Origin of the sequence: Cupriavidus sp. 2TAF22, from assembly GCF_052115045.1 — a bacterium.
GTDB lineage: Bacteria > Pseudomonadota > Gammaproteobacteria > Burkholderiales > Burkholderiaceae > Cupriavidus.
In genome coordinates this window covers 88454-107813 of record NZ_JBFRFX010000001.1, presented here as the reverse complement: position 1 = coordinate 107813, position 19360 = coordinate 88454, and the positions used below count along the sequence as shown (strand labels likewise).

16 protein-coding genes are annotated in these 19360 nt (G+C 69.7%); 8 read left to right on the top strand and 8 right to left on the bottom strand.

Annotation, left to right across the window (positions count from 1 at the left end; all coding sequences use genetic code 11):
* Positions 1-11: 11 nt before the first annotated feature.
* Positions 12-2120, top strand: coding sequence for an acetate--CoA ligase family protein (locus AB4Z48_RS00435; RefSeq protein WP_441611847.1), 2109 nt, complete (start codon positions 12-14; stop codon positions 2118-2120).
* 20 nt (positions 2121-2140) lie between these two features.
* Here AB4Z48_RS00435 and AB4Z48_RS00430 read toward each other — a convergent pair whose 3' ends face one another.
* The 5 genes from AB4Z48_RS00430 to AB4Z48_RS00410 form a co-directional block, all read right to left on the bottom strand.
* Positions 2141-3727 (bottom strand): sulfite reductase subunit alpha, encoded by a 1587-nt coding sequence (locus tag AB4Z48_RS00430; RefSeq protein ID WP_441612260.1) that lies wholly within the window; start codon positions 3725-3727, stop codon positions 2141-2143.
* Between the two features lie 120 nt (positions 3728-3847).
* Positions 3848-4843: an FAD:protein FMN transferase gene (locus AB4Z48_RS00425; RefSeq protein ID WP_441611846.1), complete on the bottom strand. Its 996-nt coding sequence runs from the start codon at positions 4841-4843 to the stop codon at positions 3848-3850.
* A 193-nt stretch (positions 4844-5036) separates the two neighbouring features.
* Positions 5037-5861 carry a DUF4198 domain-containing protein gene (locus AB4Z48_RS00420; RefSeq protein ID WP_441611845.1) on the bottom strand — a complete coding sequence of 275 codons (825 nt, stop codon included), beginning with the start codon at positions 5859-5861 and terminating at the stop codon, positions 5037-5039.
* A 98-nt stretch (positions 5862-5959) separates the two neighbouring features.
* Complete coding sequence (locus AB4Z48_RS00415; RefSeq protein WP_441611844.1) at positions 5960-6484, bottom strand: DUF2271 domain-containing protein; 525 nt, start codon at positions 6482-6484, stop codon at positions 5960-5962.
* A gap of 57 nt (positions 6485-6541) precedes the next feature.
* Positions 6542-7177, bottom strand: coding sequence for a PepSY-associated TM helix domain-containing protein (locus AB4Z48_RS00410; RefSeq protein WP_441611843.1), 636 nt, complete (start codon positions 7175-7177; stop codon positions 6542-6544).
* 378 nt (positions 7178-7555) lie between these two features.
* Between AB4Z48_RS00410 and AB4Z48_RS00405 the strand changes: the two genes are divergently transcribed.
* Entirely contained in the window at positions 7556-9112 is a 1557-nt protein-coding gene (locus AB4Z48_RS00405; RefSeq protein ID WP_441611842.1) for a methyl-accepting chemotaxis protein, read from the top strand.
* Between the two features lie 160 nt (positions 9113-9272).
* Here AB4Z48_RS00405 and AB4Z48_RS00400 read toward each other — a convergent pair whose 3' ends face one another.
* The gene (locus AB4Z48_RS00400) at positions 9273-10178 is read right to left on the bottom strand and encodes a LysR substrate-binding domain-containing protein (RefSeq protein ID WP_441611841.1); all 906 of its coding nucleotides are present in this window, start codon (positions 10176-10178) and stop codon (positions 9273-9275) included.
* Between the two features lie 97 nt (positions 10179-10275).
* Between AB4Z48_RS00400 and AB4Z48_RS00395 the strand changes: the two genes are divergently transcribed.
* The 5 genes from AB4Z48_RS00395 to AB4Z48_RS00375 all read left to right on the top strand — a co-directional run bounded on the left by AB4Z48_RS00395 (position 10276) and on the right by AB4Z48_RS00375 (position 13645).
* Complete coding sequence (locus tag AB4Z48_RS00395; protein WP_441611840.1) at positions 10276-11040, top strand: sulfite exporter TauE/SafE family protein; 765 nt, start codon at positions 10276-10278, stop codon at positions 11038-11040.
* Between the two features lie 97 nt (positions 11041-11137).
* Positions 11138-11269, top strand: coding sequence for a hypothetical protein (locus AB4Z48_RS00390; protein ID WP_441611839.1), 132 nt, complete (start codon positions 11138-11140; stop codon positions 11267-11269).
* Between the two features lie 613 nt (positions 11270-11882).
* Positions 11883-12329: a ferric iron uptake transcriptional regulator gene (gene fur / locus AB4Z48_RS00385; protein ID WP_441611838.1), complete on the top strand. Its 447-nt coding sequence runs from the start codon at positions 11883-11885 to the stop codon at positions 12327-12329.
* Between the two features lie 91 nt (positions 12330-12420).
* Positions 12421-12699: a hypothetical protein gene (locus tag AB4Z48_RS00380; protein ID WP_441611837.1), complete on the top strand. Its 279-nt coding sequence runs from the start codon at positions 12421-12423 to the stop codon at positions 12697-12699.
* 127 nt (positions 12700-12826) lie between these two features.
* Complete coding sequence (locus AB4Z48_RS00375) at positions 12827-13645, top strand: MipA/OmpV family protein (RefSeq protein ID WP_441611836.1); 819 nt, start codon at positions 12827-12829, stop codon at positions 13643-13645.
* 16 nt (positions 13646-13661) lie between these two features.
* On the opposite strand, the gene AB4Z48_RS00370 is transcribed toward AB4Z48_RS00375, so the two are convergent.
* Entirely contained in the window at positions 13662-14585 is a 924-nt protein-coding gene (locus tag AB4Z48_RS00370) for a DMT family transporter (protein ID WP_441611835.1), read from the bottom strand.
* Positions 14586-14940: 355 nt separating this feature from the next.
* Between AB4Z48_RS00370 and AB4Z48_RS00365 the strand changes: the two genes are divergently transcribed.
* On the top strand, positions 14941-15258 hold the full coding sequence (locus AB4Z48_RS00365) for a PadR family transcriptional regulator (protein WP_441611834.1): 318 nt from the start codon (positions 14941-14943) through the stop codon (positions 15256-15258).
* Positions 15259-15920: 662 nt separating this feature from the next.
* Here the strand turns inward: AB4Z48_RS00365 and AB4Z48_RS00360 are convergent.
* Complete coding sequence (locus tag AB4Z48_RS00360; RefSeq protein ID WP_441611833.1) at positions 15921-19127, bottom strand: bifunctional diguanylate cyclase/phosphodiesterase; 3207 nt, start codon at positions 19125-19127, stop codon at positions 15921-15923.
* Positions 19128-19360: the final 233 nt, after the last annotated feature.

Genomic DNA, 19360 nt, shown 5'->3' with positions numbered 1-19360 from the left:
TGCAATTCATCATGAACCAGACCCTGCAAGCCTTGCTGGCGCCGCGCTCGATCGCGGTGATCGGCGCCTCCGACCATATCCACAAGATCGGCGGCCGGCCCATCCACTACATGCGCGAGCACGGCTACGCCGGCAAGCTCTACCCGGTCAACCCGCAGCGCGACACCATCCAGGGCCTGCCCGCCTTTGCCTCGCTCGATGCGCTGCCCGAGGTGCCGGAGCTGGCCATCATCGTGGTGAGCGGCGAGGCGGCGGTCGCGACCGTGCGCGACTGCGCGCGGCTGGGCGTGGCCGCGGCCATCGTCATCGCCTCCGGCTTCGGCGAGGCGGGCGAGGAAGGCCGCCGCCAGCAGGACGAGATGGTGCGCGTGGCAGGCGCCGCGGGGCTGCGCCTGGTGGGGCCCAACAGCCAGGGCCTCGCCAACTTCGGCACCGGCACCATCGCCAGCTTCTCCACCATGTTCATCGAAGTACCGCCGCAGGACGGGCCGGTGGCCGTGGTCAGCCAGAGCGGCGGCGTCAGTGCCATGGTCTACGGCCTGCTGCGCGGCCAGGGCATCGGCGTGCGCCACATGCACGCCACCGGCAACGAGGCCGACATCACGGTCAGCGAACTGGCGCTGGCCGTGGCGCACGACCCGGACGTGAAGCTGATCCTGCTGTACCTGGAGAGCCTGACCGACCCGGCGGTGCTGGCCGAAGCCGCGGCGGTGGCACGCCGGCGCGGCGTGCCGATGGTCGCCGTGAAGGCCGGCCGCTCCAGCGCGGGCCAGCGCGCGGCGGCGTCGCACACCGGCGCCATCGCCAACGAGGACCGCGCGGTGAGCGCCTTCCTGGCGCGCCACGGCATCTGCCGCGTCGACGATGCGCACGCGCTGGCGCGCTGCGCGCCGCTTTACCTGCGCGGCTGGCAGGCCGGCGGGCGGCGCCTGGTGGTGGTGAGCAACTCGGGCGCGAGCTGCGTGATGGCCGCCGATGCGGCAGAAACGCTCGGACTCACGCTGGCGCCGCTGGCCAGCGCCACGCAGGCGGCGCTGGCCGAACGCCTGCCCGGCTTCGCCGCCACCGCGAATCCGGTCGACGTGACCGCGGCGCTGCTGACCAACAGCGGCCTGTTCGGCGACGTGCTGCCAGTGGTGGCCGCCGACCCGGCCGCCGACTTGCTGCTGCTCGACATCCCGGTGGCCGGCATGGGCTACGAGCTGCCGCGCTTCGCGCGCGACGCCGCGGCCTTTGCCGCCAGCGCCGGCAAGCCCATCGCGGTGGCCGCATGGCAGCCGCCGGTTGCGGCGGCGTTCCGCGCCGCCGGGGTGCCCACCTATGACAGCGCGGCCGACGCACTGGCCGCCTTCGCGCAACTCGTCACGCACCAGCAGCAGTTGCGCGAGATCGCGCACGAAGACGCTCTGCCGGCAACGTACCGGCCGCGCGCAAGCGGCAAGGCCGCCGCGCCCGCGACACCCGCCACGCAAACCCTGAGCGAGGCCGCCAGCCTGGCCCGGCTGGCGGCGGCCGGCATTCCCGTGGTTGCCCACAAGCTGTGCCGCAGCGCGGACGAAGCCGTGGCGGCCTGGCGCGAACTGAAGGGCCCGGTGGCCGTCAAGGCCAGTTCGCCGCAGGTGCCGCACAAGAGCGAGCATGGCCTGGTGGCGCTCAACTGCAACGACGAGCATGCCGTCGCGCATGCCTACATCGTGCAGACCGACATCCTGCAAAGGATGGACGCCGCCTGCGAAGGCGTGGTGGTGGCGCGCATGGAACGCGGCGAGCGCGAATGCATGGTGGGCGCGCACTGGGACCCGGTGTTCGGGCCGGTGGTGCTGGTCGGCGACGGCGGCAAGTACGTCGAAGTGCTGTGCGACACCGCCGTGCTGCTGGCCCCGTGCAGCGAGGCCGCGGTGGCGCGCGCCGTGGCCGGACTGCGCATCGCACCGTTGCTGGCGGGCGTGCGCGGCGAGCCGGCCGTGGACGTGGCCGCGCTGTGCCGGATCGCGGTACGCGTGGGCCGGCTGATGCACGAGGCCGGTGGCGCAATCCGCTCGATCGATCTCAATCCGGTGATGGCGGGCGCGGACGGGGCGGTGGTGGTGGACGGATTGATGGAGGTGGCCGCGGCATAGCGCCGCGGCGGTCGGCCGCCTCAATAGACGTCGCGCCGGTAACGCCCGGCTTCGCCCAGGCGCAGCAGCGCTTCTTCGCCCAGCACCTCGGTGAGCGCCGCGTCGACGCCGCCGGCCATGCCTTGCAGGCTGCCGCACACATAGATGGCCGCGCCGTCTTCGACCCATTCGCGCAGCATGCCGGCGGCGGCGCGCACGGCGTCCTGCACATAGCGCAGCGGGCCGCCGTCGCGCGAGTAGACCAGGTCCATGCGCTGCAGCAYGCCTTCGCTTTGCCACGCCGCGAGTTCGTCGCGGTGGAAGGCGTCGTGTTGCGCGGTGCGCTCGCCGAACAGCAGCCAGTTGCGATGGTGGCCGGCGACGGCGCGTGCCTTGAGGTGGGCGCGCAGCCCGGCCAGGCCGGTGCCGTTGCCGATCAGGATCAGCGCGCGCTCGTCGGCGGGCGGATGGAAGCCGCGGTTGGTGCGGATGCGCAGCGCGATGGCGGCGCCCTGCGCCGCGTGGGCGGTCAGCCAGCCGGAGGCGAGGCCAAGGCGGCCGTCGTCGTGGCGGGTCTGGCGCACCAGCAGTTCGAGCCGGCCCTCGGCAGGCAGCGAGGCAATCGAATATTCGCGGTGCGGCAGCGGCGGCAGCGTGTCGACCAGGCGCTGCGGCGCCACGCCGGCCAGCGCGACGAGATGCGGCTCGGGCAGCATGATGCGGGTGGCCAGCGCCTGCGCCAGCGTGGTGGCGGCACCGTCGCAGCGCACGGGCGTGATGCCGTCGAGCTTGAGCTTGTCCAGCATGCGGCCGACCTCGGCCGGCGCGAGCCGCGGGCCGATCTCGGCGATGTCGCCGGCCTGCCAGGCGGGTGCGCCTGCGGGCGGCAGCAGGGCCAGGTGGAAGGCGGGCGCGCCGGGGCTGCCGGAATTGAGCAGGCGGCGCTCGGCCAGGTGCCAGTCGGTGTAGCGGGGCTTGTCCCAGTCGGCGATCTCGACCCCGCCGCCCAGCGCGCTGAGGTGGTTCTGCCAGTGGCGCAGCGCGCCGGCGTCGCCGTTGTCGACTTCCACCATGTCGAACAGTGCCTGCGCCTGCTGGCGTTGCAGCCACGCCGAGAGCGCGCGGCCGAAGGCGCAGAAGTTGGCGTAGCTGCGATCGCCAAGGGCGAGGATGCCGTAGCGCAGTTCGCGCAGGCCGCCCGTGCCGGCCGCTGCCGTGAGGCGCCGCGCGTAGCCGGAGGCGCTGTCGGGGGCATCGCCCTCGCCCGTGGTGCTGACCACGAACAGGACCTGCCGGCAATGCGCCAGGCGCCCCGCTTCGAGCTGATCGAAGGCCAGGCATTGCGCGGGCACGCCGGCGTCCTGCAGCGCCTGCGCGGTGTGCAGCGCGACCTGCTCGGCAAACCCGCTCTGGCTGGCATAGGCAACCAGCGTGGCGCCTTCGCGCGGCTGTGCCAGCTGGGCCGGGCGCGCGTGCCGGCGGCGGTGCCGCGCGATCACGGCCGCGCAAAAACCAAGGTAGGCGACCACCACGCCGGCGGCCATGCCCGCGCGGCTGGGGGCGAGCAAGCCCAGGGCGACGCCGGCCAGCCCGGCAAGCACGCCCAGCGCGGTCACGGCCTGGTGCATGCGGCTGCGCCGGGCGGCCTGGCCGGCGTGGGCGCGCGGCGGCTCGGCCGCGGGGGCGGGCAGGTCGATCGGCAGGGAGGATGCGCTCTCGGGCGTGTTCATGGCGTGTTCATGGCGTGTTCATGACAACATGGCCTCGCAGGCCGGCGACAGGCGTTCGTCGAAACCGCCGCTGTGGCGGACCAGGAAGCGGGCGGCAAGCGCATGGCGGCGCGCGAACACCATGCCGGCTTCGGGGCCGAGCACGGTCAGCGCGGTGGAGAGCGCGTCGGCCATCATGCATTGGGGATGCAGCACCGTGACCGAGGCCAGCGCGTGGCTGGCCGGGTAGCCGGTGCGCGGGTCCAGCGTGTGGGCGTAGCGGCGCCCGCCGCTGTCGAAGTAGCGCCGGTAGTCGCCCGAGGTGGCCACGGCCAGGCCATGCAGCGCGACGAGCGTGTCGGCGGCGGCGGGCGGCGTCTCCAGCGCGACCCACCACGGCATGCCGTCGGGCTTGACACCGTGGCCGCGCAGTTCGCCGCCGATCTCCACCAGGTGGCTGGCGAGGCCCTGCGCGTCCAGGTAGCGCGACACCGCGTCCACGCCAAAGCCTTTGGCGATGGCGCAAAAATCCAGGCGCACGCCGCCGGGCTGGCGCGCGCGGCGGCTTTCGGGATCGAGTTCGATGCGCTGCCATCCGCACAGGGCGCGGGCCTGCTCGATCTCGGCCAGCGGCGGCGCGACATCGCGACGCGGTGCCGGGCCGAAGCCCCACAGGTCAACCAGCGGGCCAGCGCTCGGGTCGTAGGCACCGCCGCTGTCGCGCGCCACCTGCAACGCGGCCTGCAGCACGGCAAAGCAGTCCGCCGGCAATACCTGCCAGCTGTCCGGCGCGGCGCGGTTGAAGCGGCTGAGATCGGAGCCGGCCTCCCAGTTGCTCATCTGCGCGACCACGCCGGCCAGGACCGCGCGGATGCCGGCGTCGAGCGCCGCCGCGGCGGGGCTGCCCGGCGGCGCGGCCCAGGCCACCGACCAGGTGGTGCCCATGGTCTCGCCCTGCAGCCGGCACACGCGCGCGGCCGCATCGGGCGCGGGCGGCGCCGCGCCGAGCGAGAGAGGAATAAGGACGCGCTGCATGCGGGCCAAGCGGGAGGAGTTGGAAAAAGCTGGAATAGGTCAGAAACGACGACAAGAGGCTGAAGAAAATGACGCCAGCCTGGAGACGCGATCCGCAAAGACAAAAAGCCCGCTGGGGGCTCATGGCTTGCGCGGGCCGCCGGACTTGCGCCGGGGGCGGCCCGCCCGCGCTTGAAGCGCGCGGGAAGCGCGCTTACTGCGGCAGCACTTCCACCGTCGCGGCATAGCTCGCGCGGCGGACCTTGGCTTCCTTGGTGGCGACCTTGTCGTCGCGCACCTCGGCCTCCATCCAGTACATGCCCGGCGCCGGCCACTTGACGCTGAACTTGCCGTCGGCGTCGGTGGTCAGCGACATCTCCTGCAGCTGGTCGCGGTAGCGGATGCCGCCCGGCACCACGGCCACCTTCACATTGCCGGCGGGCTTGCCGTCGAGCAACAGGCGGAAGCTGGCGGCGTCGCCGGCGACCAGGTCGTTCGGGTGCGTGACCGGAGCCAGCTCAAGGCCGCGGCCCGTGGTCTGCAGCACCCTGGCGCTCGGCTTGCCGGCCGTGACGAAGGCTTCCAGGCGGCTGTCGGCCTGGGTCACCTGCAGGTCCTGCGCGCCGGCCGGCACTTCCTTGGCGAAGGCCTCGGGCGAACCGCGCCAGCGCTTGGTCTGGCCGTTTTCCTTGTAGCTGGCGAACAGGCCGTGGCTGACCATCGCCACCTTGTAGGTGCCGGGCTGGGTCAGGTGTACGTCGAAGGTGCTGCGGTAGCGGCCGGTGCTGGCGTTCTCGACCTTGGCGGCGGCGCCGTCGGGCGCGGTCACGGCCAGGTTGTCCAGGCGCAGCGGCACGTGCTCGAAGTAGAACAGGTCGTTGGACACGGCGGCGTCCACGGTCACCCACGGGTCGCTGCCCGAGAGCACGGTGGCCGACGGCAGCAGCCACTGGCGGTGGGCATGGGCGGCCAGCGGCATCAGCGCGGCCAGGGCCAGCGCGGCGGCGCGGACGGACAGTTTGGTGGCGATCGTCTTCATCGTCATGCTCCTAAGGGAAGCGGGCAAGGAATCGGGTTCCGGCTGCACAAGCCGGGCTGTGGAAGGGAAAGGCTGGCGACGAAACGGCAGCATGCCGCTCAGGGCTTGAGGTCGACCGAGACCGTGCCCAGTTCGTGCTCGCCCCTGGCCCTGGCCGAAGCGGCCGCCTTGGGAGGCCATGCAAACGGCACGCGCAGCAGTTCGCGGCCGCCGACCTCGCGCGCGGCTTCCACCACCAGCTGGTAGTCGCCGGCGGGCAGCTTGCCCAGCGGCGTCTTGCCGTCGCTGAAAGTGAGCGTCTGCTCGCCGGCGGCGCGCGTGGCGCCGGAGATGCCGTCGGCCGGCATCTGCATGTCGCGCCCGGCCTTGCGCCACCACTGGCGCATGTCCTTGAGCCACTTGGTGCCTTCGCCATCCTTGTGCTTGACGTCATACCAGACCGCCAGCGTGGCGGCCGGGCTCTGGTCGGCGCGCTCGATCCACATCGAGACATAGGGCCGGTGGTATTCCGCGACGTTCAGGCGCGGGATCTCGACCTTGACGTTCATTTCGGCCGCCACGGCCGGGCTGGCGAACGGTACCGCGGCCATGCCGGTGAGAGTGACGGTGAGCAATCGACGCATAGCGAAACCTCGTTTTTAGCAGCTGAAGGTGAAACGGTTGAACGGCGAAGCGCGCGCTCAGTGAATGAACAGCAGGGCCAGCAGCAGCGGCGCCACCAGCCCCAGGCCGACCAGCGGCCATGTCGCCATGCGCCCGCCCGCATGCAGCTTGAGCAGGAACAGCCCCGTGACGCTGAAGATCAGGCAGGCCGCGGCGAAGACATCGAGGAACAGGCTCCACGCGCGGCCGGTATTGCGGCCCTTGTGGAGGTCGTTCAGGTAGGAAATCCAGCCGCGGCTGGTCTTCTCGTACTGCACTTCGCCGGTATCCAGCGCCAGGCTTACCCAGGCATCGCCCCCCGGGCGCGGCAGCGAAACATAGATCTCCTCGCCCGACCACTCGGCCTCGCGCCCGGCGGCGTCGATATCCAGCGTGCGTGCCAGCCACTCGGCCAGCACGGGGGGCACCGGGCCCTTGTCGCCGTGCTTGAGCTGGCGCAGCGAACCGGTCAGCGCGGCGGGCGCGCTTTCCGTGCGGGTGACCACTTGCGGCCTGGCCTCGATCTGGCCGGCGTGGTTGAGCGTAAATCCGGTCACGGCAAACAGCAGCATGCCAATCAGGCAAAGCGCCGAGCTGATCCAGTGCCACTGATGCAGGTGCTTGAGCCAGAAGGCGCGGCGCTGCTGGCCGGCTCCCAGCGAGATTTCGGTCATATCGGTTTTCCGGCGCGCGGCAAGCGGTGCGAGGCCATGGATGGCGCCTGGCTGGCCGGCCTGCCCGATGCGCGCTGATGCTACGGCGCCCCGCGAGGTGACGCTTCAGGCAAATAAGGCGAAAGGATAATGGTTCTCATTTGAAACCGCAATGCCTCGCCCGGGGGGCGAAGATTACGCGGAATTACATGGCCTGGCGGGCCGCGCCAGCCCCGCGAATCCGTTTGTGCAGTAGTACACACTTACGCTGTCTACGGCTGCAACCCTTGCTGCACTTGAGGAAACTCCCTACTCCGCTACCGTCAAGTTTGGCTTTGTCGCGGCCGTTATCGCGTCAGCAATGAAATGAATCGCGATACCTAAAAGAAGGGGGAGAGAATGCTGGAGCGCCTGAGCCTGAGGAAGAAATTACTGTTGCCGTTGCTGCTGAGCTGGGTCTGCCTGCTGGGCCTGACGCTGTGGGATGCCTGGCAGATGCGCGAACTGCGCCTGGACGAGCGCAAGCTGGACCTGGCGCATGTGACCGATACCGCGCTATCGATGGTGAAGGAATATGAGGCGCTGGGCCGCAGCGGCAAGCTGCCGATGGACGAAGCCCGGCAGCAGGCGCTGGACCGCGTGCGCGCCATGCGCTTCGGCGAAGACGGCTATTTCACCCTGATGCGTTCCGACGCCGTGGTGGTGATGCACCCGTTCAAGGCGGAGATGAACGGCAAGGACATGAGTGACATGAAGGATCCCAACGGGACCTTCCTGTTCCGCGAGATCGCCGAGATCGGCAAGGGCGCGGGCCACGGATTCGTGCATTACCTGTGGGCCAAGCCGGGCTCCGAGGCGCCGCAGCCCAAGCTGAGCTACGTGGCCAACTTCAAGCCCTGGGACTGGAACTTCATCGCCGGGGTCTACCTGGACGATATCGACGCCGCCTTCCGCCAGTCCCTGCTGAAGTCACTGGCCTTGCTGCTGGGTATCGGCACGCTGATGACGGTGGTGGTGATGCGCATCGCCGGCGGCCTGCACAAACAGCTGGGCGGTGAGCCGGCGCTGACTTCGCAGATTGCCGCGCGGATTGCCGAAGGCGACCTGGCCAGCGAGGTGCGCCTCGCGCAGAACGACCGCCACAGCGTGCTGTTCGCCATGCAGCAGATGCAGAACCGGCTGACCGGCGCCATCGGCAGCATCCGCGGCTCGGCCGATTCGATCGCCAACGCCGCGCGCGAGATCGCCGCCGGCAACTCGGACCTGTCGCGCCGCAGCGAGGAACAGGCGGCTTCGCTGGAGCAGACCGCGGCCAGCATGGAGCAGCTCACCGGCACGGTACGCCAGAGCGCCGACAACGCGCGCCAGGCCAGCCGGCTGGCCGAAGGCGCCTCGGAGATCGCGGTGCGCGGCGGCGAGATCGTCGGCAAGGTGGTCAACACCATGGGTGAGATCAAGGCGGCCTCGGGCAAGGTGGTGGACATTATCGGTGTGATCGAAGGCATTGCCTTCCAGACCAACATCCTGGCGCTCAATGCCGCCGTGGAAGCGGCGCGTGCCGGCGACCAGGGCCGCGGCTTCGCGGTGGTGGCCGGCGAGGTGCGCAGCCTGGCTCAGCGCAGCGCCACCGCGGCCAAGGAGATCAAGAGCCTGATCGGCAACTCCGCGCAGCGCGTGGACGACGGCGCGGCGCTGGTGGAAACCGCGGGCCAGGCCATGGACGAGATCGTGCAGGCCGTCAAGCGCGTGACCGACCTGATGGGCGAGATGCGCGCCGCCACCGAAGAGCAGACCGGCGGCATCGAGCAGGTCAACCAGGCCGTCACGCAGATGGACCAGATGGCGCAGCAGAACGCCGCGCTGGTGGAACAGGCCGCCGCGGCCGCGGCCTCGCTGGAAGACCAGGCCGACGCCCTGCACAAGGCGGTCGGCACGTTCCGGCTGGCGGGCGCCTGAGCGCAGCCCGCGCAGTGACAGTGCAATGAAAGAGCAATGAGGGGTCAGTAGAAGGGGGCGCCGGAAAGCCGGCGCCATGTGTTGTGCGTGATACGCACTTTTCGTGCGCCGGGGACTTTCCCGCTGCCCGGCGCACGATTTTCTTCCCGCCCAGCCTGCCCTAGGCCGATTCGCCCGGCGCTCGGGCACCGCTCGCCATGAGCTGCTGGGCGAGCAGGTTCGCATGCGGTGTCAGTGCGGAGAAATCGCGCGCGCACAGGTGCAACTGCCTCGACGTCCACGGCTCCGACAACGCAACCAGCGCCAGCCCGGGCCGGCGCAGTTCCGCCGCGAAGGCTTCGGACAGGATGGCGATGCCGACGCCCGCCTCCACCATCTCCCCGACACTGGCCACGCTTCTGAGCCGGACCCGGTATCCGATCTGGCGCCCGAGACGGGTCGCGCGTTCGCCCAGGTGGCTTTCCAGCGCGGCATCCGCCAGGCCGACAAAGGGTTCGCCGATGATGTCCGCGAAGGCCACCCGCGGCTGGCCGCTGATGCGGTGCGCGCTGCCCGCCACCACGACAAGCTGGTCGCTTGCCAGCAAGCGGGTCTGCAGCGCCGCCAGGTCGGCAATGTCGGCGACGATGCCCAGCTCGGCGCGCCCCTCCGCAATGGCGCGGACGATCTCGGCGCTCGGCTGCTCGTCAAGGTCGACCGACAGGTCCGGGTGAGCCACCAGGAAGCGGCGCAGCTCGCGCGGCAGGAACGCGGCCAGTGCCGCCGTGTTCGAAAGCAGCCTGATGCGGCCCTTGAGGCCGGTGGCGTAGGTCCGCAACTCGCCGCGCATCTGTTCCACCTGCCCCAGGATCAGACGCGCGTGCCGCACCAGCGCGTCGCCGGCCGCGGTCGTATGCACGCCGCGCCGGGTGCGCTCCAGCAGGGGCGCGCCCAGTGCGGCCTCCATGCCGGACACGCGTTCGCTTGCGGAAGCCAGCGCCAGGTTCACGGCCTGCGCGCCCGCCGTGAGGCTGCCCTGTTCGACCACGCTCAGGAACAGGCGCATATCGGTGAGATCGAAGCGCATGGGGTCGGTCCTCGCTTAGCTGCTTTCGGTTTCTCCGAAGACTAGCACTGGAATTGCCAGATTGCCCATGCCAGCTCGCGCACCTACCATGGCTGGCATGAACGATACTCTGCTGCTCTCCCTGGCCGGCTTGACTGCAGGCGCCATGAACGCACTCGCCGGGGGCGGCTCGTTCGTCAGCCTGCCAGCCATGATTGCCACCGGCGTGCCATCGGTTCAAGCGAATGCTTCGAGCACGGTTGCCTTGTTTCCGGGCGGAATCGCGAGTGCGTGGGCCTACCGCAGCGACCTCGGGCCGGTCGGTGCCGTGTCGCTGCGGCCATTGCTGCTGTCGACGGTCATCGGGGGCGTGGTCGGTGCGGTACTGCTCTTGTGGACGCCGGCAAAGACCTTCGACGTCGTGCTGCCCTGGCTGCTGCTGGTGGCCAGCCTGGCGCTGTCGTTCGGGCGCCGGGCCGGGGAATGGCTGCGGAGCCGCTACCACATCCGGCCTGCGGCCGTTCTCGCCGTCCAGTTCGGGCTGGGGGTCTACGGCGGCTACTTCGGCGGCGCGGTAGGCATCATGATGATGGCCGTGTGGGGCCTGCTCGACAGCCGCGACCTCAAGAGCCTGAATGCCCCGCGCACCCTGCTCGTCACCGCCGCCAACACCATGGCGGTCTTCATCTTCATGGCCGCGCGCGCGGTGCATTGGCCGAACACGATCGTGATGCTGCTGGCGGCAACCGTCGGCGGCTACGCGGGCGCGCAGATCGGCCGCCGCACGCCTGCAAACGTGGTGCGCGCCGTGACCCTGACGCTGACGGCCTGCATCACCCTGGCGTTCTTCGTCCGTGCCTATATGCCTGTACGGCCCTGGTAGACCCGTGGTCCGCCGATCCAGGTGGCCGTGGCAGGCCCGAACCGCCTCGCCGTGCATGTTGCACTTGCGCGAGTTTCAGGGAAACCGGGAGACTTCGATGATTGCCGCACTCATGGAAACCATTGGCGCGCTTGCCATGCTCGCCAGCATCTCTGCCAGGATCGCCCTCCTCCTGCCTCGCGGAAAGCCGGCCGGGCGCGACGCCCGGCCGGCGACTCGCCGCCGCTAGCCCCGATCCGACTCCATCGGCATACGGGCGCCAGGTCGTGACACCCGTCCGCCCGTCATCATCCGCCCATCCCGCGAACGCCCCTCGACCCCCTCGAAAAAAGCTGCAAATTCCCCTTGTAATGAGATTAATTCCCATTTACTATGGCATCACTGTCTGACGCGAGGCAAGCAAGACCAGCCCGGCGAGGACAACGGAACAAAGTAGCAGAGCAAGTAGCAGAGCAAAGTAGCGCAATACAGGAAGGCCGGCGGCAAGCCCGCGGCAAACAGGATTTTCGATGTCGCGCATGGCGCGGCATCCATCACCGTCTTTTGTGGGGACCGCTCCGTACCGCGGAGCGTTTGGCAGTAGCCAGTCACCGGAAGATCGGGAAAGCAACCAGACCCCGCTTTCCCGATCAGCTCTTCGGCTGACAAGCCAAGCCATCTTTTTATTCCGCAAGCCGTGGCAACACGTCTTGCAGCCAGCGGGCGGCCTTCCTTGCAGGATGCCGCCCGCTGCATTCCTGCGGTCTGGATGGCGTACGTTGGCGCGCAGCGCGCGGCGGCGCGGCCGGCCGGAGCACGTCATTTCCGATTGATGCGTCCCCGCCCGGGCGCAAAGCCGCAGCATGTTGATGCCTCCCGACAGTACCGAACCCATTGACCTGAAGCGCGCCGGCCTCAAGGCGACCTCGCCGCGTGTTCGCGTGCTGGAAGTCTTCCGCGCCAGCGAACGCCGCCACCGCAGCGCCGAGGATGTCTATCGCATCCTGCTGGCACAGGACGTCGACGCCGGCTTGTCCACCATCTATCGCGTGCTCAACCAGCTGGTGCAAGCCAATATCCTGCTGCGCCACAGCTTCGAGTCCGATCACGCGGTCTTCGAGCTCAACGAAGGCGGCCACCACGATCACCTGATCTGCGTGGCCTGCGGTCACGTGGAGGAATTCCGCGACGAAGCCATCGAAGCCCGCCAGCGCGAGGTGGCCACCGCCAATGCGTTCGTACTGCGCGAACACATGCTGGTGCTGTACGGCCTGTGCCCGAAATGCCGGGCCGACAAGTCCATCAACTGACACGGCCCGCGGTTCCCTTCCCCTGCCCCGGAACCTCGGCCCCGCCCGGCCTCCGACCCATGCGGCCGCCGGGCAGCTACCGGAGTCCGCCATGGATCGCCAGATCAAACCCCTGCCTGAACTCAAGCGCTTGCTGAGCCATTGGCTGCGCGAGCAACCCGGCTGCCAGGATTGCCAGCTGCGCGCGGTGTGCATCCACCGGCCTGACCATACCGGCTGCAACTGGAGTGCGGAGGTGGATTTCCCCGACCGCAGCGAGGAAGACGCCGTGCGGAGCCTGCCGCTGGCCCGGCGGGTGGTGGTGCGGGTGCGCGAACGCTTCAATGTCGAGGGACTGAACGGCGGCGGCGCACTGGCCCCGGCATCCTAGGCCGGCGGCTGGCGGGCGCGTCCTCCGTCGCCCCCCACCCCTGCCCCTCGCTCTCACATCCGGCTAGAATCCCCCCCTGCTGCCGCGCGCACGACGCGGCCCACATCAAGTTCAAGCCGGATTGTCCATGCCCACCACCTCTGCGCCCCGCCGCGCGCTACTGGCACTCGCCATCACCATCAGCGCCTCGGCCGGCTGGGCAGCAGACAGCGACCCGGCAGGCGCGGCAGGCACGGCAACCGCGACGCCGCCCGCCAGCAAGTGGAAGATCTCGGCCGGCCCCGGCGTCTACGTAGCACCGGATTTCCCCGGCGCGCGCACCTCGCTGGTCTACCCGATCATCTACCAGGACATCGACTACGGCGGCCGCTTCTTCTCGCGCGGCTTCGACCTGCTCGGCGTGTATGCGCTCAACAACGATATCTGGCAGATCGGCGCCGACTTCCAGTTCGACCCGACCTGGCGGCGCAGCAAGGACGATCACCGCCTCAATGGCCTGGGCGACGTCAACATGACCATGCGGGCGCGGGCATTCGCGCAGGCACAGGTCTCGTTCATCACTTTCTCGGCGGACGTGGCGCAGGACATCGCCGGCCAGGGGCAGGGCTTGATCGCCAACGGCGACGTGCTGTTCAGCCTGCCAGCCGGCAAGTGGCTCTTCACGCTGGGCCCGGGCGTGACCTGGACCAATAGCAAGTACATGCAGACCTTCTTCGGCGTGACGGCGGACCAGAGCGCGCGGTCGGGCCTGCCGACGCATGCGGTGGGAGCCGGGCTGAGGGAATGGCACGCCAACGGCATCGTCAGCTATGAGATCTCGCGCAACTGGTCGGCGCTGGGCTTGCTCACCTTCGCGCGGCTGGAGGGGGATGCGGCCAGCAGCCCGGTCACCCAGCGGCGCCAGCAATGGACCGCCATGACCGCGGTGACCTACCGGTTCCGCTGAATCGGCATCGCGCCGCTCAGGGTCGTCCGGACCCTGGTACGGCCGCCGCCACGGGCGCAGCCGAGGCCGGCCTCAGCACCAGCCAGACCGCCAGGCCGATCAGCGCGCCGCCGACGGCGTGCGCCCACGACAATTTCTCGCCCAGGAACAGCGCGCCCCACACGATGCCGAACGGCGGGATCAGGAAGGTCACGGTCAGCGAGCGCACCGGGCCCAGGTCCGCGATCAGGCGGTAATAGAGGATGTAGGCGATGGCAGTGCACAGCATCCCTACGCCCAGCATCGCCAGCCACACCCCCGCCCCGGCGGCCGGAAGCGTATTCTCGCGCCACAGCGCGACACCGCAGAACGGCAGCAGGAACAGCGTGGCGCCCACCATGCTGCCGGTGGCCACCAGGCGGCTGTCGAGCCCGCCCTGCGCCGTGATCCAGCGCCGCGCCAGGAAGCCGGCCAGCCCATAGCAGGCCGTGGCCACCAGGCAGGCGCCCGCGCCCAGCAGCACCTGTGGCGTGAAGGCCACGGGGCCGGTACGGGTCAGCACCCCCACCCCCGCCACGCCAAGCACCACCCCGCCTGCCTTGGCCAGCGTCAGGCGCTCGCCGAAGCACAGCGCGCCGATCAGGACGCCCATCAGCGGCGTCATCGCATTGAACACGGCGGAATAGCCGGCCGGCAGCCACAACGCCGCAAACGCGTACATGACAAACGGAATGCCCGAGTTGATCACGCCCAGTGCCATCGCCGCGCGCCACTTGCCGCGCATATCCCAGCGCACGCGCATCAGGGCAAGATAGGCCACCAGTGTCAGCCCGCCGACCAGCACGCGCAGGAAGGCAGCCGTGAAGGGGCCGAGCACCGGTGCGCCGATGCGCAGGAACAGGAAACTGGCGCCCCAGATGGCGGCCAGGCTTAGCAGGCGAAACAGGTCGGCGGGTCTCATGGCTTCGGGGCTGACGGGAGATGGCCGGATTAGACGCGCGGCCGGGGTGGGATGCAAGCTGCTTTCGGACATCTGCCTGCGCGGAAATGCCCGTAAAAGATGCGTTTTCGCCTCATCCGTGTCACTTCGCCGCGGACTGCCCGGCAGCCGCCCCACAAAAGAGGGGTGACTCAAATGGGACGTGACAAGCCGTATTAAGTTATTTTAAAATCTGGTCTGCGCCAGAGTTAATTGACCCCTCCGACGCATTCCCGACAAGCCGCCACATACGTGGCGGCTTCTTTTTTTTGCGGCGCGTGATCCACAACTATAAATCAACGTCAACCGCAATGGGAGATCCCGCGTTTGCAGCGACATGAAACGACAGTTCCTTGGCTTGCTCGCCCGCATCTACGTCCTCCAGTTTGCCGTCGAAGTACCGGCCACCGTGGCCATGCTCGCCGAAATGCTGATGGAGTACGGCTTCCAGGTGGATATTGGTTCCGTGCGGCCGCTGCTGCGCGCGCTGCAGATGGAAGGGTACATCGAAAGCGTCCTGCGCGACGGCATCGGACGTGTCTACCTGATCACTGAACGCGGGCGCGAAGAACTGCGCAGCAGCCGCGCCCATGTGGACGAACTGTACCGCCGCCTGCACGCGCGCCCGGACCCCTCGGAAGTCGCCAACGGCTGAGGCTGGCGAGATGGTGGCGCCTCCTGCCTGGCGCCAGCAGGGATCCACGGGCCGCCGCGCACCCGCTGTGCACCCGCTGCGTACCCGTTTCTGCGTGGCCAAGATCGGCTCCCCGACATGACAAAGACCCGGACAAGGCAGCGCAGATCGCACCGCCGTTCCCGGGCCGTGGTCTTCCATGCGTGACCGGCCTGCGGCTCGCGCCGGCTGCAGGCATCCCCTGCTGCCTCACTTCTTCTCGGCCTTGCCTTCGTAGCGCTTGCCCCACTCGGCGAGGCACCGTCACGTTGCCGAAGCGTTGTCATTGGACGTGGGGATGAAGACGACGAATTCGCTCTACCGCGGTCATCGATTCGCTGCAGCGGTCATCAGTCAGGCGGTCCGCTAGTAATTCCGCTTCCACCTGAGCCTGCGCGATTATCGAGGAGCGGTTATTCGCTATGCCAAACTGACAACGCCGAACCGCTTGCCTACCTGTTCGACCGCGAGGAACGCGCGGCCCGGCCCGGACCCACCTGCCTGCATGAATGAACACCCCTTGGTGCCATGATGACAACTGGCAGCTTAGGGACGGTGCGTGCCATGCAGATGGCAGTCGGGCAAAGAATGCCGATGCAGGTATCGGCGGATTTTGGACCGGCCCGCGCGGGCGGCCCCCGGGCTTACTGGTTGGACGCCACCCGCTGCGCGCGCGCCGGCATGGCCGCCCCGCCCCCGGCCGCGCAGATCTCCATCAGCCCGCTGAGCGGCACGGCCTGGCAGAACAGGTAGCCCTGCACGGCGTCGCAGCCATGCTCGCGCAGGAAGGCGAACTGCGCCTGCGACTCCACCCCTTCGGCCACCACCTGCAGATGAAGCTGGTGGCCAAGCGTGATGATGGCGGCGGCCACGGCCTGGTGATGTTCGTCGTGCGCCACGTCGTCGACGAAGGACTTGTCGATCTTGAGCTTGTCGATCGGCAGCCGCGTCAGGTAGCTCAGGCCCGAATAGCCGGTGCCGAAATCGTCGATCGACAAGCCCACGCCAAGCGCGCGCACGCGCTCGAAGGTATCGATGGTCTTGCTGCCGCCTTCGATCAGGATGCCCTCGGTGACCTCGATGGTCAGTGCGCGCGCGGGCAGCCCGGCCGCCTCCAGGCACTGCGTGACCATGGCGGGGAAGCCGGCCTGGCGCAGCTGCAACGGCGAGATATTGACCGCCACCTCCAGCTCCAGCCCCAGCTGGCTGCGCAGTTGCTGGATCTCGCGGCAGGCGGTAGCCAGGATCCACTCGCCCAGCGGCATGATCAGCCCGCTCTGCTCGGCGATGGGGATGAACTCGGCCGGCGGGATCACGCCGCGCTCGGGCGTCGCCCAGTGGATCAGCGCTTCCACGCCGGCAATGCGCAGCGTCGCGGCGTCGACGATGGGCTGGTAACGCAGCCTGAACGCCTGCGTGGCCAGCGCGCGCCGCAGCAGGCCTTCGATGGTGAATCGCGCCATCGAGGCCTCCGCCATCTCGCTGGAGAAGCGGCTGAGCTGCGCGCCACCCCGGCGCTTGGCCGCGTACATGGCGGCGTCGGCATTCTTGAGCAGGTCGGCCAGGTTGTCGCCGTCGTCCGGGCACAGCACCATGCCGATCGACGGCGTCACGCGCAGGCGCTGGCTGCCCAGCTGCAGTTCTTCCGACAGGCGCGCCAGGATCTTGGCGGCAACCAGTTCGGCCTCGCTGTCCTGGGCTACGGCATCGAGCACCACCACGAACTCGTCGCCGCCCATGCGCGCGACCAGGTCGGCGTGGCGCACGGCGGCCTTCAGGCGGTCGGCCACGATGCGCAGCACTTCGTCACCGATATGGTGGCCCAGCGACTCGTTGATGCGCTTGAACTGGTCCAGGTCCAGCAGCAGCAGCGCGATGCGTTCGCCCTTGCGCAGCGCGCGCTGCAGCACGAGTTCCGTGCGCGCATGCAACTGGGCGCGGTTGGGCAGGCCGGTGAGCGCGTCGTGGTGCGCCAGGTGGCGGATGTACTCGTCGGCGCGCTTGCGCTCGGTGAGATCGTGCGCGATGGCGAGGTAGCCGCCGCCATCGATCGCCGCGGCTGCCTGCACCGTGCCCTGCCCCGCATCGTGCGCCGGCGTGCCGGGCAGCGCCGTGAGCGTCAGTTGCACCGGCAGGCGCGAGCCGCCCTTGCGCACATAGGTCCATTCCTGCTCGTCGGCGAGCCCCAGGCGCGCCTTGCCGATCACGGCAGGCAGGCCGGCGGCGACCGGCTCGCCCAGTTCGCTGCTGAGCGTGGCCGCGCGTGCCGTGACTTCCCCTGCGTCGAGAAAATCGAGATAGCGCATGCGCCCGGCCACTTCGCTGGCCTGGTACCACAGCATGCGCTGGCCGGCGCGGTTGAGGCCGGTCACGAGCCCGTCGCGGTCGAAGGTGATCACGCACAGCGCGGTATGGTCGAGCACGCGCGCGCTGCGCTCGGCCTGTTCGGCAGCCGCCAGTTCGGCGCGGCGCACCGCGCTCAGGTCGGTCACGATCCACAATACGCGGCCGGCCCCTGCGGCAGGCACCGGCGTGGCTGTCACGCGCACCGGAAACACCGTGCCGTCGGCCTTGCGCGCGGGGGTATCGATGCGGCCTGCGAGCGCGCCCCCGGCCAGCGTGACGGCCTCCGGCAGCAGGGTGGCGATGGCAACGCCCGCGAACTGGTCGCGCGCCTTGCCGAACATGGCCGTGGCAGCGGCGCTGGCAGTCTGCACGCTGCCCTGGTCGTCGCACACGAAAAAGGCGTCGGTGGCGCCGGCCAGGCCGGCGCGCTGCAGTGCGCCGTCGGCCTGGCGCGCCTGGCGCGCCCGCACCGCCAGCTGCCACGCGCGGCGTTGCTGGCGAGCCAGCGCCAGCACCAGCCAGGCCAGCAGTAGCGAGGCCAGCAAGCCGCCTGCCAGCACCAGCAGCGCGCGGCGCGGCCGGTGCGCGGCCTCGAAGGCGGGCATGGTGGCGCCGCGCAGGATCCACACGCGCCCGCCGAACGTCAATTCGCGTTCGGCCTCGATCATCGGTGCCGGCGGGCGCAGGTCGCCCGCCGCCGGTTCGGCATCGCCGGCCAGGAACGTGGCAGGCGCGGCATCGCGCCCGTCGAAAAGCATCAGCGAAAGCGATCCGGCCGCGGGCAGGCTGACGCCGCGCAGCAGATCGTCCAGCCGCAGCGCGGCATACACGTAGCCGGTCACCGCCTGGCGGCGCTGCGCCGTCGTATTGAGCGGCAGGCCGTTGCCATACACCGGCATATAGATCGCTGCGGCGCGCTGCGGCGCCTGTGCCTCGCTCTCGCGCACCGTTTGCAGGCCGGCGGTGAGGCGCGCCTCGCCGCTGTCGCGGGCGGCTTCGGCCGCGGCGCGGCGCGCGGGATCGCTCAGGATGTCAAAGCCGAGTCCGCGCGTGAGGCGACCCGAAAGCGGCTCGACAAAGACGATGGGCGCATATTCGTCGCGCGCGCCGCGCGGGTAGACCTCGAACACGGGCACGCCTTCGCGGCGCATGGTCTCGCCCAGTCGCTCCAGGTCGCGCGCCGCGGTCAGGCGTGCATAGCCGATCGAGTGGGTACCGGGCGGCAGGTCGTCGACCTGCGTGGTGTACAGGTAGTTGCGCCACTGCGCCCGTGTGATGGCGGGATCCGCGGCGAACAGCCCCGTGGCGCCGCGCAGCAGCTGCTCGTTCTCCTGCAGCCGGCGCTGCAAGGCGCTGAAGACCGGCGTGTAGTACCCGTCGAAGTCGTCGCGCGCCACTTCCCGCTCGAGCGCGCGCATGCCGTACCACGCGCGGCCCGTGACCAGCGCGCCGGCAGCGGCAACCAGCAGGGATAGCAGGACAGGCGAGAGTGAGGGCAGTTTCATGTATGGAGTTGGCGCGATTGTCAGCCCTCAATCAACCCTCAAGGCTTCGCCCTGCCGCCGCCGGGCCACGAGGCACTATACCTTGGCGGCCATGGCTCGCCCAGCCCTGGCGCACCGGCGCAACGTGCGATGCCACACGCACATGCCGCGGCCCCGGAACGGGTATGCCGGGCTCGCGCATGGCTGGCGCTTGTGGTAGGGTTGCCGGGCCCGCAACCCCGCCGAAGCCGGAC

Bases quoted from the DNA above. Each gene is read 5' to 3' on its own strand.
- AB4Z48_RS00400 (WP_441611841.1), bottom strand. From the start codon at position 10,178: ATGCGCTTCGATCTCACCGATATGCGCCTGTTCCTGAGCGTGGTCGAA.
- AB4Z48_RS00415 (WP_441611844.1), bottom strand. From the start codon at position 6,484: ATGCGTCGATTGCTCACCGTCACTCTCACCGGCATGGCCGCGGTACCG.
- fur (WP_441611838.1), top strand. From the start codon at position 11,883: ATGTTGATGCCTCCCGACAGTACCGAACCCATTGACCTGAAGCGCGCC.
- AB4Z48_RS00425 (WP_441611846.1), bottom strand. From the start codon at position 4,843: ATGCAGCGCGTCCTTATTCCTCTCTCGCTCGGCGCGGCGCCGCCCGCG.
- AB4Z48_RS00360 (WP_441611833.1), bottom strand. From the start codon at position 19,127: ATGAAACTGCCCTCACTCTCGCCTGTCCTGCTATCCCTGCTGGTTGCC.
- AB4Z48_RS00405 (WP_441611842.1), top strand. From the start codon at position 7,556: ATGCTGGAGCGCCTGAGCCTGAGGAAGAAATTACTGTTGCCGTTGCTG.
- AB4Z48_RS00365 (WP_441611834.1), top strand. From the start codon at position 14,941: ATGAAACGACAGTTCCTTGGCTTGCTCGCCCGCATCTACGTCCTCCAG.
- AB4Z48_RS00410 (WP_441611843.1), bottom strand. From the start codon at position 7,177: ATGACCGAAATCTCGCTGGGAGCCGGCCAGCAGCGCCGCGCCTTCTGG.
- AB4Z48_RS00395 (WP_441611840.1), top strand. From the start codon at position 10,276: ATGAACGATACTCTGCTGCTCTCCCTGGCCGGCTTGACTGCAGGCGCC.
- AB4Z48_RS00375 (WP_441611836.1), top strand. From the start codon at position 12,827: ATGCCCACCACCTCTGCGCCCCGCCGCGCGCTACTGGCACTCGCCATC.
- AB4Z48_RS00390 (WP_441611839.1), top strand. From the start codon at position 11,138: ATGATTGCCGCACTCATGGAAACCATTGGCGCGCTTGCCATGCTCGCC.
- AB4Z48_RS00420 (WP_441611845.1), bottom strand. From the start codon at position 5,861: ATGAAGACGATCGCCACCAAACTGTCCGTCCGCGCCGCCGCGCTGGCC.
- AB4Z48_RS00435 (WP_441611847.1), top strand. From the start codon at position 12: ATGAACCAGACCCTGCAAGCCTTGCTGGCGCCGCGCTCGATCGCGGTG.
- AB4Z48_RS00370 (WP_441611835.1), bottom strand. From the start codon at position 14,585: ATGAGACCCGCCGACCTGTTTCGCCTGCTAAGCCTGGCCGCCATCTGG.
- AB4Z48_RS00380 (WP_441611837.1), top strand. From the start codon at position 12,421: ATGGATCGCCAGATCAAACCCCTGCCTGAACTCAAGCGCTTGCTGAGC.